Below are 17,483 nucleotides of genomic sequence, written 5' to 3'. Positions count from 1 at the left end.
AAAAGCTCCCCTCATCCGGCACTGCGCGCCACCTTCTCCCGCAGGCGGGAGAAGGAATGGCAACACGGCTTTCGGCCAGCTCTGCATGTGCTTCAATCAGGCCTTGTCAGTCACATCAACACCCGGCAACTGCACACCCAAGCCAGCCGTCAACGCAGCAGCGCGCACCAATGCAGTCGCAGCAACCATGTCCGGGTGGAAGTAACGGTCGTCCACCAAGGTCGGTACCTGCGCACGCAAGGTCGAACGCACCTGCTCCAACGCCGGACTCGAACGCAGCGGCGCGTGGAAGTCACAGCCCTGGCCGGCGGCGAGCAGTTCAATGCCGATCACGTTGGCCGCGTTCTCGGCCATCGTGATCAGACGACGCGCGCCATGCGCCGCCATTGATACATGGTCTTCCTGGTTGGCCGAGGTCGGGATCGAGTCGACGCTGGCCGGGTAGGCGCGCTGCTTGTTCTCCGAGACCAATGCTGCCGCGGTCACCTGCGGGATCATGAAGCCCGAGTTCAGGCCCGGCTTCGGGGTCAGGAAGGCCGGCAGGCCGGACAGTGCCGGGTCCACCAGCATGGCGGTGCGACGTTCGCTGATCGAGCCGATCTCGCAGATCGCCATCGCCAGCATGTCCGCTGCGAATGCCACTGGCTCGGCGTGGAAGTTGCCGCCGCTCAGTGCTTCACCGGTGTCGGTGAACACCAGCGGGTTGTCGGAGACACCATTGGCCTCGATTTCCAGGGTGGCTGCCGCCTGGCGCATCACGTCCAACGCCGCGCCCATTACCTGCGGCTGGCAGCGCAGGCAGTAAGGGTCCTGCACGCGCACGTCGTTGTCGCGATGCGATTCGCGGATCGCCGAACCTTGCATCAACTCGCGCAAAACCGCGGCAGTGGCGATCTGGCCGCGCTGGCCACGGATGCTGTGGATGCGCGGGTCAAACGGGGTATCCGAGCCCTTGGCGGCTTCCACCGACAACGCACCGGTAACCAGCGCGGCCTGGAAAACCACTTCGATCTCGAACAGGCCGGCCAGTGCGTAAGCGGTCGAGTACTGGGTGCCATTGAGCAGCGCAAGACCTTCCTTCGCGCCAAGTACCAACGGCTGCAGACCGGCCTGCTTGAAGGCTGTCTCGGCCGACATGCGAGCACCACCGACAAACGCTTCACCGACACCAATCATCACGCTGGCCAGATGCGACAACGGTGCCAGATCGCCAGAGGCGCCAACCGAACCCTGGCAGGGCACAACCGGCACCACGTCCTTCTGCAGCATTGCTTCCAGCAGCGCCAAGGTCTGCGGGCGGATACCCGAGGCGCCTTGCGCAAGACTGGTCAGCTTCAGCGCCATCATCAGCCGCACGACATCGACCGGCATCGGCTCGCCTACACCGGCGGCGTGCGACAGCACGATATTGCGCTGCAGGGTTTCCAGGTCTTCGCGTTCGATGCGAACGCTGGCCAGCTTGCCGAAGCCGGTGTTGATGCCATACACCGGCTCGCCCTTGGCGACGATGGCGTCCACCACCTGCGCGCTGCGCAGCACTGCGGCCTGGGCGGATTCGTCCAGACGCACGTTGGCGCCGCGATAGATCTGCCGCCATTGCGCCAGCGGGACGTGGCCGGGGAGGAGGGTCAAGGTAGTGCTCATGCGTGCTCCAGCAGTGCGAGGTTCAAGGTGCGAGGTTCAGACGATCTGCCCGCGCCAGACGCGGGCATGCAAAGGATTGAAGCCGATCCGGTAAACCAGGTCGGCGGGTGCATCGATGTCCCAGATGGCGAGGTCGCAGTCCATGCCGGCGGCCAGCTTGCCGACGCGATTGGCGCGGCCCAGTGCGCGTGCGGCTTCACGGGTGAAGCCGGCGATGCACTCGTCCACGGTCATGCGGAACAAGGTGGCGCCCATGTTCATCGTCAGCAGTGGACTGGTCAGTGGTGAGGTGCCGGGATTGCAGTCGGTTGCCAACGCCATCGGTACGCCGGCGTCACGCAGGCCCTGGATCGGCGGCAGCACCGTCTCGCGGGTGAAGTAATAGGCGCCAGGCAGCAGTACGGCAACGGTGCCTGCCGCGCGCATCGCGGCGATGCCGGCTTCGTCCAGATGTTCGATATGGTCGGCGGACAGTGCGCCGTTGTGCGCTGCCAGCTCTGCACCGTGTTGGTTGGACAACTGCTCGGCATGGATCTTGATTGCCAGACCGTGCTGCTTGGCCGCCTCGAACACCTGTTGTGCCTGCGCCGGCGAGAACGCGATGTTCTCGCAGAAGATATCGACCGCTTCGGCCAGACTTTCGGCGGCGATGGCCGGAATCATCACTGCGCAGACTTCGTTGATATAAGCCTGTGCCTCGTGGCCCGGCGGCACTGCATGCGCACCCAGGAAGGTCGGCACGATCTCCACCTTGCGCAGTGTTCCCAGTTCGCGCGCCACCCGCAGCTGCTTGCGTTCGTCGGCCAGGGTCAGGCCATAGCCGGATTTGATCTCGATGGTGGTGATGCCTTCGGCCAGCATTGCATCCAACCGGGGCAGGCTGGCGCTGATCAACGCCGCGTCATCTGCCTGGCGGGTGGCGCTGACCGTGGAAACGATGCCACCACCGGCCTTGGCGATCTGCGCATAGCTCACGCCCTGCAGGCGCTGCTCGAACTCACCGGCGCGGTTGCCGGCATAGACCAGGTGGGTATGGCAGTCGATCAGGCCGGGGCTGATCCAGCGGCCGTTGCAGTCGACGCGGTTATCGGCCTCAAATGCGGGTGCTTCCGCGGCAGGTCCGACATGCAGGATGCGACCATCGCGGGCGGCGACCACGCCGTCGCGGATGCTGCCCAGTCCGCCCGTGGCGTCGTCCAGGGTCATCAGGTTGGCGTTGTGCCAGAGCGTGTCGCAGCGCATTGTCCCTCTCCATGCCTATTTGTATATACAATAACGGCGACCATCGGAGAGTGTCCAGTGACAACGATCAAGCCGACCCCATCTGTCCGCTTCCATGCTGCCCAGGCCTTGTTGCCGCAGGGGTGGGCGCAGAACGTGCGCATCGACTGCAGCGCTGGCCACATCACCGCAGTGGCTGCGGATGAGCCCTGGGATGGCCAGTCGCAACGGCTGGGCGTGGTGGTGCCGGGCCTGGGTAATCTGCACAGCCACGCGTTCCAGCGCGCGATGGCCGGGCTCACCGAGGTGGGAGGACGTTCGGGCGACAGTTTCTGGAGCTGGCGTGAGCTGATGTACCGGTTCCTGGATCGCCTGGATCCGGATACCTTCCAGGCCATCGCTGCGCAGGCCTATATGGAAATGCTGGAAAGCGGTTTCACCCGGGTCGGTGAGTTCCACTACTTGCATCACACCGAGACCGGCAGCCGCTACGCCGACCATGCCGAAATGTCGGTACGCGTTGCCGCAGCAGCCGACGACACCGGGCTGGGCCTGACTCTGCTGCCGGTGTTCTACGCACACAGCGATTTTGGCGGTGCCGCGCCGACCCCGGCACAGCGACGCTTTCTGCACGACATCGACGGCTTTGCGGACTTGCTGGATGGCTGCAAGCGGGCACTGGCAGACACGCCCGATGCGGTTCTGGGGCTGGCCCCGCACAGCCTGCGCGCCAGCACTCCGCAGGAACTGCAGGCGCTGGTTGCCTTGGCGCCGGGCCCAATCCATATCCATATCGCCGAGCAGACCCGCGAGGTGGATGCCTGTCTGGCCTGGAGTGGGCAACGGCCGGTCGAATGGCTGTACGCCAACGCAGCGGTGGATGCGCGGTGGTGTCTGGTGCACGCCACCCACGTCAACAGCGATGAAGTGCGGTTGATGGCGGACAGCGGTGCGGTGGTTGGGCTGTGCCCGATCACCGAAGCCAACCTGGGCGATGGCCTGTTCCCGATGCGTGACTTCATACAGCTTGGCGGACGCTTCGGCGTTGGCTCCGACTCCAATGTGCTGATCGACGCAGCGGAAGAGCTGCGCCTGCTTGAATATGGCCAGCGCCTGCAGCTGCGCGGCCGCAACGTACTCTCCCCCGGTGATCTGTCCAGTGGCCGCTGGCTGTACCAGCAGGCGGGCGAGGGCGGGGCGCAGGCCCTGGGCGTGCCGTTCGGGCTGGAGGTGGGCGCCGCTGCCGATCTGCTGGAGCTGGACGACGAGCACCCGGCCTTGCTGGGACGCAATGGCGACGCCTTGCTTGACAGTTGGCTGTTCGCCGCACGTAATGGCGCCCTTCGCAGCGTCTGGCGCAACGGTCGGGCCTTGGTCCGCGATGGCCGCCACGTGAACCGTGATGCGATCAGCGCGCGTTACCGTGCCGCGCTCGCGCGGATACTGGGCTAAGGTCGGCTATCGGCCAGGCACCGCTTCTTTCAGGAAACCCGAGTGAAGGGCAAGAAAGCTCCCACCCTCAATCACCGCATCCGCAGTGACATCGAAGGCCGCATCCTCAGCGGCGAATGGGAGCCTGGCTTCCGTATCCCGTTCGAACACGAGCTGATGGAACAGTACGGGTGCTCGCGGATGACGGTGAACAAGGTGCTGACCGCGCTGGCCGAGAGCGGCATGATCGAACGCCGCCGACGCGCCGGCTCCTTCGTGGCGCGGCAGCCGCCCCATCTGGAACAGGTGGCGCTGGAGATCCCCGACATCGAAGTGGCGGTCTCTGACCGCGGCCACGAATACGGCTTCCAGCTGCTTGAACGCGCGCACCGCAAGGCCAGGGAAAACTCGGCCGAAGAGCTGCAGTTGGTAGGTGACGGCAAGTTGCTGGCGATGCGCTGCCTGCACCTGGCCGACGGCAAGCCGCTGGCGTTGGAGCGCAGGTTGATCAATCCCGAAGCGGTGCCGGAAACCCTGAAGGTGGACTTCTCCATCCACGCGCCGGGCAGCTGGCTGCTGCAGAACGTGTCATGGACACGCGGCCAGCACCGTATCAGCGCGGTGGCCGCGACCGCCGACGAAGCTGCATTGTTGAAAGTACCGGTGGGCACGGCCTGCCTGGTCATTGACCGCCAGACCTGGCGCGGCGAGCTGCCGATCACCTGGGTGCGGCAGATGTTCCTTGGCGATGCCTACGATCTGATTGCCCGCTTCGCGCCGGGCGCACGCTGATTCAATCCGTTCGATGCAATCTCCAGCCAGGTCGATGGCCTGGCTGGACGCTGCTGAACTCCAGATCTAGATGGTGCTGCACTGCCGCCAGCGTACCGGCTCATCCACGCCTGGGCGCGGATTGAGCTGCACGCGGGTGGTGCGCAAGGCCGGGTAGCGCTGCAGCTGCTGGCAGATCAGGGGCCATACCTGGGCATCGTCGCCGCTGCGCTCAACCGACAGGGTGGAACGGGTCAGCCAGATGCCACTGACCACGCCCGCCGTACTGGCCAGGGCCTTGGACACGGATTGCTGATAACGCAGCAGCGTGGCGGCATCCGGGTCCTGCACGAGATCGCTGGGGTTGGAGGTGTTTGCCGGTGCCGGTGCTGCTGGCTTGCTGGCTTCGGCTTTTTCGCTGGTGGCCGGGGTCACAGGCGCGCTGACGGGATCGGGTGTGGTGTCGCGGGCAGGGCGGGGAGCGGCAGCGATGGATTCGGGCGCAGGGCTGTCGCCGCGCAGGGTCATATACCCCATGCCGACCAGCAGGCCCAGGGTGATCGCCGCCAGGCCCGCGATGCCGGTGTGGCGAACCGCTTCGCGTCGCGCGATGCCGGTCACGGTCTCGCGTGCCTCGGCCGGCATATAGGGCTTGAGCAGCGGCCACAACTGCCGCGCGTCGATGACCTCGATCGATCGCTTCTCCGCTTCGACCAGACCGTCGCGTTCAACGTGGCCTTCGGTGATCAGCAGGCCACCTACGGCGCCGGTAAGGCTGATGGCCGACGCCAACTCATGGATCGCACTGGCATCGAAGCGGTAAGCGCGGCCATGCTTGCATGACACCAACCAGCGCTGGCCATCCCGTTGCAGCAGGAAGTCGCTGCTGGTGCCACGATCGTTCTCGTCGTCATCGGTCAGTGGATGCAGGTCGCGCTGTTCGGCCATGGCCTGGTGCACGATGCGCGAAAACTCACGCCAGCGCATGCCAGCCAGTGCGGCCAGGCCATGCTGGCGCTCGGTTTGACGGCGGGCGACCAACCACAGGTATGCCGACGCCAGGCCCCACAAGAGCAATGCAAGCAACAGGGCCAGAATCCACGAGAACATCGACATACCCGAAAGCCTAGAGAAGGGGCCCAGTCTATCTTCCCTGACGACCGTAAGAGCTGGCTGACTTCGCCTTTTTTGTACGCTGTTGCCGAATCAGTCCGTGGACCGAGGGGCCGGCCAATAATGGCTGTCGGGCACCGCGCGCGCGCCAAAGATGGCCTGGCCGACACGAACCACGGTCGCGCCTTCCTCGATGGCGATCTCGAAGTCTCCTGACATGCCCATCGACAGCTCATCCAGGCCGATGCCGGCCGGGGCGTCCTGGCGCAGGCGTTCACGCAGTTCCCGCAGGCGGACGAAGCAGGCGCGCACCTGCTGCGGCTCGGCGGAGAACATGGCCAAGGTCATCAGGCCGCGCACGCGCAATGCGCCCGAGCGCGGCAGGGCCTGCAGGAACCCGGCAACCGCCTCGGGCACCAATCCATACTTGCTGGCCTCATTGGACGTGTTTACCTGCACGAAGACGTCCAATGAACGGCCTTCTGCCTGCAGGCGGCGGTCCAGCGTTTCGGCCAGGCGCAGGCTGTCCAAGGCCTGGAATTCGTCGGCAAAACGGGCCACCAGTTTGGCCTTGTTGGTCTGCAGGTGGCCGATGACCGACCAGTGCAGATCGGTCAGGTCCTGCATCGCCTCCCATTTGTGATGGGCTTCCTGCACCTTGTTTTCGCCAAGCATGCGGCAGCCGGCCTGATAGGCCAGGCGGATATGGGCTTCGTCGATGGTTTTGCTGACCGGCAGCAGGCGTACGCTGTCCGCGGCCCGGCCCACGCGCTGGCAGGCCACGGCCATCCGCTCGCGGACCAAGGCAAGATTATGGCGGAAGTCATCCACGCTTTCGGCACGCGGGTAGCGGCCGTGCAGGGCGTGACGGGTCTGGGTGCCGACGGTGCTGCCGGGGGCCGTGTCGGGGCGCGGGGTTTGCATGCTTGACTCCAGCGATTGCGGCCACCGCCCGATGCTGCGCGGGCGGAGCGGTAAGCCACAGATTATCGCTTGCTGGCGGTGCCTGGCCCCGGAATCTGGCTGCCGTGACGAATCGCAGGCATGAAAAACCCGCCATCCGATGCCGTGAGGGGAGGGAGACTTACGGCGCGGTACAGCTGGCGGGTGAGTTGATTCTTGCGCAAGCAATGTTGCTTTGCAACATCACTGATCTTCAGCTTGCTGCCCGCCGTGTGCGGCGCGGCTCTCAGCCCGGGTAAGACGGCGGTTGAGGGCGTCCAGGCGGTCGTTCAGGGCCTCGATATCGGAACGCGAGGGGATGTCCATGCGTCGCAGCACGCTGTGTACGCGGTCTTCAAACGACTTTTCGACCTTGTCCCAGGTATCGGCGGCGCGCTCCCGGGCCTGCCCCAGGGTGTTCTCGACGGTGTCGCGCAGGCTTTCGCCGTTGCGCGACTGTTCGCGGGAACGGGCTTCGCTGTCCTGGCCTTCCTTGACCAGGGTGTCGAACAGTTTGCTGCCCTCGGCCTGCGCCCGCGACAGTGCGCCCAGGCCGGCCAGCCACACCTGCTGTGCCGATTCGGTCACCTTCCTGGTCAAACGCTCGGCCTGGCCTTGCGTGCCGGCGCTGTCGTCTTCGTCTTCCGGGCGTTGCTCGTAGGTGGTCATGACGATGCTCCTATGCGGGGTTGAAGAGTTCAGCCACACCGTAACGGCTTGGCGGCCTGAGTTGTGTGACGGCGCCGGCTCAGCCGAGCTTGTCAGTCAGCACGCGTTGAATTTCGGATTCCACCATGCCTTTCATTGCCGAGAGCAGGAAGCCCAGTTCGGCCTTGACCCGCACGGCACCCGGCAGCAGCTCGATGGCACCGTCCACGCCGGAACGGTTGAAGTGCAGCACCGGGCCGTCCCAGCGGGTAACCACGTCGAAGCGTTCCTGCAGCTTTTCGGCGACTTCGGCAATGGCGGTGCGGGCCTTGTCGTCGGACAGGGAGTGGGCGTGCTGGATATCAATGGTGGACATGGCGTGCGGCCTGTACTGCTGTATGTGAGAAAGATGCGCCATTGTGCGGACCTGAGCGGCGTAGTCCAAGTCTCACGTACACCTTCTGCATGACCGGATGACCTGCTAGTCTGCTGCCGGTGCGCACTCTGCAAGTCCATTTCAGCAATCGTCAGCAGCCGGATCAGTCATTGATGCCGGGGGTCCAGCGCATCGTGCGCCACGCGTCGGGTCAAATCCGGCTCGGTGATGGCAGCGTCGGCCCCTTGCTGTTGGCGCAGTTCTGCACCGATCAGCGCGGCGTCTGGCTCCAGGTTGCCAGCGGTGGCCGCGGCATTCACGTCAATGGCCGGCCGGTGCGGCGGATGGCATTGCTGCGCGCCGGTGATTCGGTCTACGCCGACGGTACGGAGATGCTGCTGCGCGGGGAATGCGAGCAGGTCCCGCATCCGCCCGAGGCGCCCGGCGATGGCGGCGAAGATCTGCGGGCGCTGCTGCGCGGGGTGGGGGGGCGCCACCACGGGCGCAGCTTCACCCTGGACAAGCCGCGCCTGGTTGGTAGCGATCCGGCGAGTGACATCCTGATCGACGAGCCGGCCTTCGCCGAACGGCATGCCCGTTTCGAGCGGCATGGCGACAAGGTCCTGCTGCGCGACCTGGGGTCGGCCGAAGGTAGCCTGGTCAATGGCGTAAATGCCCGGCATTGCTGGTTGCAGGCGGGTGACCAGGTGGTTTTCGAAGGTAACCACCGCTTTGTGCTGGAAATTCCGCTGGGCCCGGTTGCCGCCAATGCGGCCATCGCGGTCGAAGATGATGAAGAGCCGGTGGCGGTCAAACCCTCCACGTTGGCGCCGGCAAAACCCCGTTTGCCCCGGCGTTGGCCTTGGCTGTTGCTCAGCGCCTTGTTGCTGGGGGCGGCGATCAGCGCGTTGTTGCTGTTCGGCGCCCGCTGACTAGCGGCACCTGTCGTACTGAAATCTCACGCATGGGCCGGGGAAGCTGCACGCGCAGAATGGGTGCAGATGCAACTTTTCCCAACTGGCCCAAGGCTGTTGCGCTGCGGCATACTAGGGATTCTGCTCAACAGGTGTGACATGACGCGCGCATTCAATTTCAGTGCCGGCCCTGCGACATTGCCGGAATCGGTCCTGCGCCAGGCGCAGGCGGAGATGTTGGAATGGAATGGCGTAGGCGCGTCCATTGTCGAGATAAGCCACCGCAGTGCCGACTTCATGGCCGTGGCCGCCGAGGCCGAAGCCGATCTGCGGCGCCTGATCGGCATTCCTGACGATTACGCGGTGCTGTTCCTGGGGGGCGGTGCCACCACCCAGCAGGCGCTGCTGCCGCTGAACTTCGCCAGCTCGGGCCAACGCGTGGACTACGTGGTCAGTGGCCACTGGGGCAAGACCGCGGTCAAGCAGGCTCAGCCCTATGTCGACGTCAACATCGCCGCCAGCGGTGAGGCCAGTGGTTATCGGGATATCCCGGCGCGTTCGCAGTGGCAGCTATCTGACGATGCGGCCTATGTGCATATCACCGCCAACGAAACCATCCACGGCATCGAGTTCCGTGATGTGCCGGATGTGGGCGGGGTGCCGCTGATCGCCGATTTCAGCTCGTCCATTGCCTCCGAGCCGATTGACGTGTCGCGCTATGGCGTGATCTACGCAGGTGCGCAGAAGAACCTTGGCCCGGTTGGCATCGCCGTGGTCATCATCCGCCGCGACCTGCTGGAACGCGCCGGCCAGCCGCGCGCGGATATCTTCGATTACCGCTCGCATGTCGCGCGCGACTCGATGTTGAACACACCGCCGACCTGGAACTGGTACCTGGCCGGGCTGATGTTCAAGTGGATGCTGGCCCAGGGCGGTGTCGATGCCTTCGCCAGGCTCAGCCTTGCCAAGTCGTCGGCGGTCTATGAGGCCATTGACGGTTCCGGCGGCTTTTACCGCAACGAAGTAGCCGCGGCCGTACGTTCGCGGATGAACATCCCGTTCTTCCTGCCCAGCGAAGAACTCAATGCGCGTTTTGTCAGCGAGTCCAAGGCAGCCGGCTTGCTGGCGCTGAAGGGCCACAAGGCAGTCGGCGGCATCCGCGCCTCGCTGTACAACGCCATGCCGCTGGAAGGCGCACAGGCGCTGGCAGCATTCATGCGTGATTTCCAGCAGCGTAACGGTTGAACCAATCCCGCCGTGCGCGCCGCGCCGGCCAGTAACAGGTAGACGATTCCATGGCGACCAAGCCAAGCAAGACCGCCAGTAAAGCCCAACCTGCCGCCAAGAAAGCACCGACCAGGCAGGCTGCGGTGAAGAAGACTGTCGCCAGCAAGAAAGCCGCCGCCGAGACCCTCACCGTCGCGAAGCCGGTGCTGTCGGATGTGCGCGCCAAGATCGACCAGATCGACCGCAGCATCCAGGCCCTGATTGCCGAGCGGGCCAACTTCGCCCATCAGGTCGGCAAGGCCAAGGGCAAGCTGGCGGCAGCCGTTGACTACTACCGCCCCGAGCGCGAAGCGCAAGTGCTGCGCATGGTGGTGGACCGCAACGAAGGCCCGCTCAGCGACGAAGTGCTGGTGCACGTCTATCGCGAAATCATGTCGGCCTGTCTGGCCCAGCAGGAGCCTTTGAAGATCGGCTACCTCGGCCCGGAAGGCTCGTTCACCCAGCAGGCCGCGCACAAGCACTTTGGTCGTTCGGCGCTGGGCCTGCCTTTGGCCAACATCGAAGAGATTTTCCAGGAAGTGGAAAACGGCAACGCCGATTTCGGCGTCGTGCCGGTGGAGAACTCCGGGCAGGGCACGATCCAGATCACCCTGGACATGTTCCTGACCTCCAATCTCAAGATCTGCGGCGAAGTCGAGCTGCGCGTGCAGCAGTACCTGCTCTCGCGCACCGGCCGCATCGAGGACATCGAGCGCATCTACGCGCATCCGCAGGCCTTCATGCAGACCTCGGCATGGCTGCGTGCCAACCTGCCCAAGACCGAAAAAGTGCCGGTGTCCAGCAACTCCGAAGGTGCCCGACGCGCCCGCAATGCGGAAGACGCTGCGGCCATCGGCGGCGAGAGTGCCGGGCATGTGTATGGCCTGAAGAAGGTGGTGACCAAGCCGATCCAGAACGACGCCGACAACACCACGCGCTTCCTGGTGATCGGTCGCCAGCTGTTCCCGTCGTCGGGCCACGACCGTACCTCGGTTTTGGTCTTCATCCACGACAAGCCCGGCGCGCTGTTCGACGTACTCAGCCCGTTCGCACGCCACGGCATCAGCATGAACCGCATCGAGTCGCGACCCTCGCACCAGGCCAAGTGGGAATACGGTTTCTTCATCGATCTGGCAGGTCATATCGAAGACGAATCGATGCAGGCCGCATTGGCCGAGCTGAAGTCGCACTCGGCGCAGATCAAGGTGCTCGGTTCCTACCCGGTCGCCGTGCCGTGAGTTCCAAAGCCCCTCTCCCCGCGGGAGAGGGGTTGGGGTGAGGGCAGGGTTGCCGACATTCTTCAATTCGCTGCAGCCATGTGCTCCCTTACCCTCATCTGCCCTTCGGGCACCTTCTCCCGGAGGGAGAAGGGTTTGCTGACGCGCCCCTGGCGCACTGAATACTAGAGAGACCGCATGAGTTCCCAGCCCTACTGGATTGCACGCAAAGGTTCCGCCCTGCAGGGCACGCTCGCCATTCCCGGCGACAAGTCGGTATCGCACCGCTCGGTGATGTTCGCCGCGCTGGCCGATGGCGTTTCGCATATCGATGGTTTTCTGGAAGGCGAGGACACCCGCGCCACCGCCCACATTTTCGAACAGATGGGCGTGCGATTCGAAACGCCGTCAGCCTCGCAGCGGATCGTCCATGGCGTTGGCGTGGATGGCCTGAAGGCACCAACCGACGAGCTGGATTGCGGTAACGCCGGCACCGGCATGCGTCTGCTGGCTGGCCTGCTGGCCGCGCAGCCCTTCGACACGACGCTGATTGGTGATGCGTCCTTGTCCAAGCGGCCGATGCGCCGCGTGACCGGGCCGCTGGCGCAGATGGGTGCACGCATCGACACCCAGGACGATGGCACGCCGCCGCTGCACATCCACGGCGGGCAGACACTGCACGGCATCGATTACGAATTGCCGGTGGCCAGTGCGCAGGTCAAGTCGGCGGTGCTGCTGGCGGGCCTGTATGCGCAAGGCGAGACATCAGTGGTCGAGCCGCATCCAACCCGCGATTACACCGAGCGCATGTTGCGCGCATTCGGCGTGGAGATCGAGTTCGAACCGGGCAAGGCACGCCTGCGCGGCGGCCAGCGCCTGCGTGCGACCGATATTTCGGTACCGGCGGACTTCTCGTCCTCGGCGTTCTTCATCGTTGCCGCCAGCATCATTCCCGGCTCGGAAGTGCGTTTGCGTTCGGTCGGCCTGAATCCGCGCCGCACCGGCCTGCTGGCTGCACTGCGCCTGATGGGCGCGGACATCACCGAGGAGAACCATGCCGAGCACGGTGGCGAGCAGGTCGCAGATCTGGTCGTGCGCTATGCCCAGCTCAAGGGCGCGGAGATTCCGGAAGCGCTGGTGCCGGACATGATCGACGAGTTTCCGGCACTGTTCGTCGCCGCCGCCGCCGCCGAAGGCCAGACCGTGGTGCGCGGCGCAGCCGAGCTGCGGGTGAAGGAGTCAGACCGTCTCGCGGCGATGGCCACGGGCCTGCGTGACCTGGGCCTGCGCGTGGACGAGACCGATGATGGTGCGACCATTTTCGGTGGTCCGCTGGGCAGCGGCACCATCGAGAGCCACGGCGATCACCGTATCTCGATGGCTTTTGCCATTGCCGGCCAGCTCAGCACCGGTGAAGTACGCATCAATGATGTCGCCAACGTGGCGACCTCGTTCCCAGGCTTTGACAGCCTGGCCAGTGGCGCCGGCTTCGGGCTCAGCGTCCGGTCCTGAACTCCACAGGGACCTGCACGACGCTGTTGATGGCGCGACCATCCCGCATCGCGGGCTGGAAGCGCCATTGCTGTAGCGCGGCAATGGCGGCCTGATCCAGGGCGGGGTCAATACCGCCTTCATGTCCGATCACGGTGGCTTGGCTGACCCGGCCGTCGGCATCCACCTGCAGACGTACGATCACATCGCCTTCGATGTCGGCACTCAGCGCGGCGGCCGGATAATCCGGGGTCGGATTGTTGGCCAGCGGTTCGGCATCACGATTGCCCGCGATGCTGACCACCGAAGTGGTATCGGCAGTGGTGATGGAAACCGGGCTGGCAGCCACTGGAGTCTGCAGGTGGCGGTACCCGAGCACGGCAAAGACAGTCACCACCAGCAGCGCCAGCAGGCCCCACAGCCATGCCACAGCAATGCCGTGCGGGCGTGCCGGTGTATGAGGGTGGCTCGTGCTGTGTTGAAGGGGGATGCTGGACATCGACATGTGGGCTCTGCGTAGCGACTACGCAACAAGTCTGGTCCCGCACTCCCAAACGGCGAATGACTTTGGACGGAAACCGGCCCCCTTGGGGAGCCGGGGTTCAGCTTACGGCGCCGGTTTGAAATCGAAGGGGATTTCCAGGCTGCCCTGCATTGGCTGGCCATTGCTCTGTGCCGGCTGGAAACGCCAGTTGCGCACGGCTTCCTGGGCAGCCCGGTCAAGGTCGCGCGAGCCACTGCGCTGGATCACGCGGACATCCAGGGGGACGCCATTGGCGTCCACGTCCACGTGAACAATTACCGTACCGCTTTCGCCGCGGCGCAGGGCTGCCGGCGGATAGTCCGGCGCCGGGCTTTGGCCAGGCAGTGGCACTGGCTGGTCACTGGGCGCGGGCGCGACTGGCGCGGCCGGTGCCGGATCGACCGGCGCAGTCTCAGCGATGGGCTGCGGTGGTGGGGCGGGCGCGGCCTCGACCAGCTCCGGGGTTTCCTCCACCGTTTCCGGGCGCGCATCGGGCATGTCGCTGGCGCCGGCACCTGCGGGCAAGGGTGCCGGCAAGGGCGCCAACACGGCGTTGCTGGCCTGTGGCTGGGCCGGATCGGCGCGATAGAACTCGTTGTGGCGACGGGCATTGAGCCAGACCACCAGGAACAGCAGAACACCGACGCCAAAGGCGATGCCAGCGATCTTCAGGCTGCTGCGGGGCAGGTGAAACGTGAAGTTCTGGTCGGAGCGGGAGCTTGGAGCGGACATGGCCTTGACCGTATGGAACCGGCCGATTCTTGCACAGGAAAGGTGAATCGCGCGGCAGAAAGCTGCAGTTCGCGCGATAATCCAATATCCACACCCGTACACAGTGCCCAGCCATGCTTGATCCAGCCCTTCTTCGCCAGCAGCCCGCCGAACTTGCCGAACGCCTGCGCAGTACGCGCGGTTACGTTCTGGATGTGGCCGCCTTCGAGTCGCTGGAGGCTGACCGCAAGCGCATCCAGGTGCGCACCCAGGAACTGCAGAGCCTGCGCAACAGCCGTTCCAAGTCGATTGGCCATGCCAAGGCCAAGGGCGAGGACGTGTCGGCGATCATGGCCGAAGTGGCCGCGTTCGCCGATGAGCTGAAGAGCTCCGAGGCCCAGCTCGATGTACTGCGCGAGCAGATCGAAACCCTGTCGATGGGCATCCCGAACCTGCCTGCCGCTGATGTTCCGGCCGGCAAGGACGAGAATGACAACGTCGAGCAGCTGCGCTGGGGTACCCCGCGCGAATTCGACTTCCCGGTGCTCGACCACGTGGAGCTGGGGGCCCGCAACAATGGCCTGGACGCGGAAACCGCCGCCAAGCTGTCCGGCGCACGTTTCACCGTGTTGCGCGGTTCGATCGCGCGTCTGCACCGTGCCCTGGGCCAGTTCATGCTCAATCTGCACAGCAACGAGCACGGTTACGAGGAAACCAATGTGCCGGTGCTGGTCAACGCCGACTCGCTGCGCGGCACCGGTCAGTTGCCCAAGTTCGAGGAAGACCTGTTCAAGACCGCGTTGGGCGAATCCACCCGCTATCTGATCCCGACCTCGGAAGTGCCGCTGACCAATATCGTCCGCGACGAGATCATCGACGCCGAGCGTCTGCCGCTGCGCATGACCGCACATTCGATGTGCTTCCGCTCCGAGGCCGGCAGCGGTGGCCGTGACGTGCGCGGCATGATTCGCCAGCACCAGTTCGAGAAGGTTGAACTGGTCAGCGTCTGTGCTGCCGAGGACAGCGCTGCCGAGCATGAGCGCATGACCGCGTGCGCCGAAGCCGTGCTGCAGAAGCTGGGCCTGCCTTACCGCAAGGTGCTGCTGTGCACCGGCGACATGGGCTTTTCGGCGATCAAGACCTATGACCTGGAGGTATGGCTGCCGTCGCAGCAGACCTACCGCGAGATCTCGTCCTGCTCGAATTGCGGTGATTTCCAGGCGCGTCGGATGCAGGCGCGCTGGCGCAATCCCGCCGGCAAGCCGGAGCTGGTGCACACCCTCAATGGTTCGGGCGTGGCGGTAGGCCGGGCGATGATCGCGGTGATGGAGAACTACCAGAACGCCGATGGCTCGATCACGATCCCGGAAGTACTGCGCCCCTACATGGGCGGTGCCGAAACCATTGCCTGACCCCAGACGGTAGTGCCGAGCCATGCTCGGCAGCGGCCTGCCCGATAACGCTTCGGCGCGCGTGCCCATACGGTCTTTGATCGGTGTGGGAGCGGTGTAAACCGCGAAGCCGGCTTCGTTGAATTTGCAAAACGGTCGGCAATCGCAACGATTGTGAGCTTCGCGGCTGACGCCGCTCCCACAAAAACAAGCGGCCCCGAATTTGGTAGTGCCGAGCCATGCTCGGCAGATGCCTGCCCGACAGCGCTTCGGCGCCCGAGCCGACAAGGTCTTTAGGTCCTTGTGGGAGCGGTGTAAACCGCGAAGCTCGATAGGCCGGAATTGCAGAAATGCCCGCGATCGCAAGGATTCCGGGCTTTGCCGCGCAAGCCGCTCCCACAAAAGCAGGCAGCCTGGCATTGGGTAGTGCCGAGCCATGCTCGGCAGATGCCTGTCCGATATCGCTTCGGCGCCCTTGCCGACAAGGTCTTTGGTCCTTGTGGAAGCGATGTAAACCGCGAAGCCGGGAACACTTGAATGTCGAGGCATAGCAGGGCCGCAAGGTTTGCCAGCTTCGCGGCTGACACCGCTCCTACAAAAGCGCGCCGTTCCTGGACGCTGCGCCCTCTAAACATGAATGGGCGTCTGCAGTGCTTCGCCCCCGGCATGCTGGAACCTCAATCAGGACTGTTTGGGGCCTGATTTGTAAATACAGGACAAAGGTGATTAAATTTAGCGGTTCGTTCCAATAGTGGGATCAATCCATGCAGGACCTCAACGACCTCTACTACTTCGCCATGGTGGTCGACCACGGCGGTTTTGCTGCTGCCGAGCGTGCGCTGGGCATACCGAAATCACGTCTCAGCCGGCGCATCAGCCAGCTTGAGACAGACCTCGGTGTGCGCCTGCTGCAGCGCTCGACGCGCCGTTTCGCGGTCACCGACGTGGGCATGAGCGTGCATCGGCATGCGCAGACGATGTTGGCCGAGGCCCAGGCCGCGCGCGAAGTGGTGGACCGGCTCAGTGCAGAGCCGCGTGGGCTGGTGCGCGCCAGCGTGCCGGTGTCGCTGGCACAGATGCAGCTACCCAAGCTGTTGCCGAAGTTCCTCGAGCAGTACCCGAAAGTGCGGCTGCAGCTGAACATCAGCAACCGTCGCGTGGACATCATCAACGAAGGCTATGACGTGGCCTTGCGGGTACGTTCGCGCCTGGACGATGACGGCAGCCTGGTCATGCGCAGCTTTGGCCAGGTACAGGAGTTGCTGGTGGCCAGCCCGGCGTATCTGGATCGGGCGGGGCGCCCGGCCTCGCCGGAAGACCTGGGCAATCACGTCACCCTGAGCATCAGCGAGGACGAGGCCCGCCAGCGCTGGGAGCTGCATGGGCCGGGCGGGGAAGTGCGCCGGGTCGAACTGCAACCGCGAGTGGCCGGGTTTGACTTCCCGTTGCTGCAGGCGATGGTCAAGGACGGCTTCGGTATCACCATGCTGCCGGAAACCGTCTGCGCAGAGGCCGTACGCAACGGTGAACTGGAAGTGGTGCTGCCGGACTGGTCGCTGCCGCAAGGGATCTGCCATGCGGTGTTTGCCTCGCGGCGCGGGTTGTTGCCGGCGGTGCGGGTGTTCATCGACTTCCTTGCAGAGCACCTGCCGACCGAACTGGAGGCCTCGCGCCTGCATTGTGGGGGCGCCTGCGAGCGGGCCAAGGAGAAGATCCGCGCTTCGATGGCGGGATCGTTGGCAATCGAAGCTGGTTGAACAAAAAAGCCCGCAAGCATGCGAGAATGCCCGCCCCGGAACGCTATCCGGGGTAGTTGCACGTTAC

The 17,483-nt window shown here is 64.8% G+C and carries 16 protein-coding genes; 8 read left to right on the top strand and 8 right to left on the bottom strand.

Annotated elements, in window-relative coordinates; all coding sequences use genetic code 11:
* Positions 1–96: 96 nt before the first annotated feature.
* Together hutH and hutI are read right to left on the bottom strand one after the other, a co-directional pair.
* Entirely contained in the window at positions 97–1,644 is a 1,548-nt protein-coding gene (gene hutH / locus ACVOLQ_RS01340) for a histidine ammonia-lyase (RefSeq protein ID WP_481526790.1), read from the bottom strand.
* A 36-nt stretch (positions 1,645–1,680) separates the two neighbouring features.
* On the bottom strand, positions 1,681–2,886 hold the full coding sequence (gene hutI / locus ACVOLQ_RS01335; protein ID WP_481526789.1) for an imidazolonepropionase: 1,206 nt from the start codon (positions 2,884–2,886) through the stop codon (positions 1,681–1,683).
* A gap of 66 nt (positions 2,887–2,952) precedes the next feature.
* Between hutI and ACVOLQ_RS01330 the strand changes: the two genes are divergently transcribed.
* Both ACVOLQ_RS01330 and hutC read left to right on the top strand, forming a co-directional pair.
* Positions 2,953–4,317, top strand: a complete 1,365-nt coding sequence (locus ACVOLQ_RS01330; protein ID WP_481526840.1) for a formimidoylglutamate deiminase — start codon at positions 2,953–2,955, stop codon at positions 4,315–4,317.
* Positions 4,318–4,359: 42 nt separating this feature from the next.
* Positions 4,360–5,088 carry a histidine utilization repressor gene (gene hutC, locus ACVOLQ_RS01325; RefSeq protein ID WP_481526788.1) on the top strand — a complete coding sequence of 243 codons (729 nt, stop codon included), beginning with the start codon at positions 4,360–4,362 and terminating at the stop codon, positions 5,086–5,088.
* 66 nt (positions 5,089–5,154) lie between these two features.
* Here hutC and ACVOLQ_RS01320 read toward each other — a convergent pair whose 3' ends face one another.
* The 4 genes from ACVOLQ_RS01320 to ACVOLQ_RS01305 all read right to left on the bottom strand — a co-directional run bounded on the left by ACVOLQ_RS01320 (position 5,155) and on the right by ACVOLQ_RS01305 (position 8,146).
* Entirely contained in the window at positions 5,155–6,177 is a 1,023-nt protein-coding gene (locus ACVOLQ_RS01320) for a restriction endonuclease (protein ID WP_481526839.1), read from the bottom strand.
* A gap of 96 nt (positions 6,178–6,273) precedes the next feature.
* On the bottom strand, positions 6,274–7,104 hold the full coding sequence (locus ACVOLQ_RS01315; RefSeq protein WP_481526787.1) for a YggS family pyridoxal phosphate-dependent enzyme: 831 nt from the start codon (positions 7,102–7,104) through the stop codon (positions 6,274–6,276).
* A gap of 222 nt (positions 7,105–7,326) precedes the next feature.
* Positions 7,327–7,791 carry a phasin family protein gene (locus tag ACVOLQ_RS01310; RefSeq protein ID WP_481526786.1) on the bottom strand — a complete coding sequence of 155 codons (465 nt, stop codon included), beginning with the start codon at positions 7,789–7,791 and terminating at the stop codon, positions 7,327–7,329.
* A 79-nt stretch (positions 7,792–7,870) separates the two neighbouring features.
* Positions 7,871–8,146: a polyhydroxyalkanoic acid system family protein gene (locus ACVOLQ_RS01305; RefSeq protein WP_303749885.1), complete on the bottom strand. Its 276-nt coding sequence runs from the start codon at positions 8,144–8,146 to the stop codon at positions 7,871–7,873.
* Between the two features lie 119 nt (positions 8,147–8,265).
* Between ACVOLQ_RS01305 and ACVOLQ_RS01300 the strand changes: the two genes are divergently transcribed.
* The 4 genes from ACVOLQ_RS01300 (at position 8,266) to aroA (ending at position 13,055) form a co-directional block, all read left to right on the top strand.
* Positions 8,266–9,078, top strand: coding sequence for an FHA domain-containing protein (locus ACVOLQ_RS01300; RefSeq protein WP_313172200.1), 813 nt, complete (start codon positions 8,266–8,268; stop codon positions 9,076–9,078).
* A 141-nt stretch (positions 9,079–9,219) separates the two neighbouring features.
* Positions 9,220–10,305 (top strand): 3-phosphoserine/phosphohydroxythreonine transaminase, encoded by a 1,086-nt coding sequence (gene serC / locus ACVOLQ_RS01295; protein ID WP_481526785.1) that lies wholly within the window; start codon positions 9,220–9,222, stop codon positions 10,303–10,305.
* Positions 10,306–10,355: 50 nt separating this feature from the next.
* Positions 10,356–11,564, top strand: coding sequence for a prephenate dehydratase (pheA, locus tag ACVOLQ_RS01290; protein ID WP_481526784.1), 1,209 nt, complete (start codon positions 10,356–10,358; stop codon positions 11,562–11,564).
* A gap of 177 nt (positions 11,565–11,741) precedes the next feature.
* Positions 11,742–13,055 carry a 3-phosphoshikimate 1-carboxyvinyltransferase gene (aroA, locus tag ACVOLQ_RS01285; protein ID WP_481526783.1) on the top strand — a complete coding sequence of 438 codons (1,314 nt, stop codon included), beginning with the start codon at positions 11,742–11,744 and terminating at the stop codon, positions 13,053–13,055.
* Here the strand turns inward: aroA and ACVOLQ_RS01280 are convergent.
* On the bottom strand, positions 13,039–13,539 hold the full coding sequence (locus ACVOLQ_RS01280; protein ID WP_481526782.1) for an energy transducer TonB: 501 nt from the start codon (positions 13,537–13,539) through the stop codon (positions 13,039–13,041). The two genes, aroA and ACVOLQ_RS01280, sit on opposite strands and share 17 nt — an antisense overlap.
* A 102-nt stretch (positions 13,540–13,641) precedes the next feature.
* Positions 13,642–14,289, bottom strand: coding sequence for an energy transducer TonB (locus ACVOLQ_RS01275; protein ID WP_313172188.1), 648 nt, complete (start codon positions 14,287–14,289; stop codon positions 13,642–13,644).
* Positions 14,290–14,402: 113 nt separating this feature from the next.
* Between ACVOLQ_RS01275 and serS the strand changes: the two genes are divergently transcribed.
* Positions 14,403–15,680: a serine--tRNA ligase gene (gene serS / locus ACVOLQ_RS01270; RefSeq protein WP_313172186.1), complete on the top strand. Its 1,278-nt coding sequence runs from the start codon at positions 14,403–14,405 to the stop codon at positions 15,678–15,680.
* A gap of 743 nt (positions 15,681–16,423) precedes the next feature.
* Positions 16,424–17,416, top strand: coding sequence for a LysR family transcriptional regulator (locus ACVOLQ_RS01265; RefSeq protein WP_282267030.1), 993 nt, complete (start codon positions 16,424–16,426; stop codon positions 17,414–17,416).
* The last annotated feature ends 67 nt before the right edge of the window (positions 17,417–17,483 follow it).

The organism is Stenotrophomonas sp. STEN031, from assembly GCF_056759975.1.
This window is presented reverse-complemented; position numbering and strand designations above follow the sequence as displayed.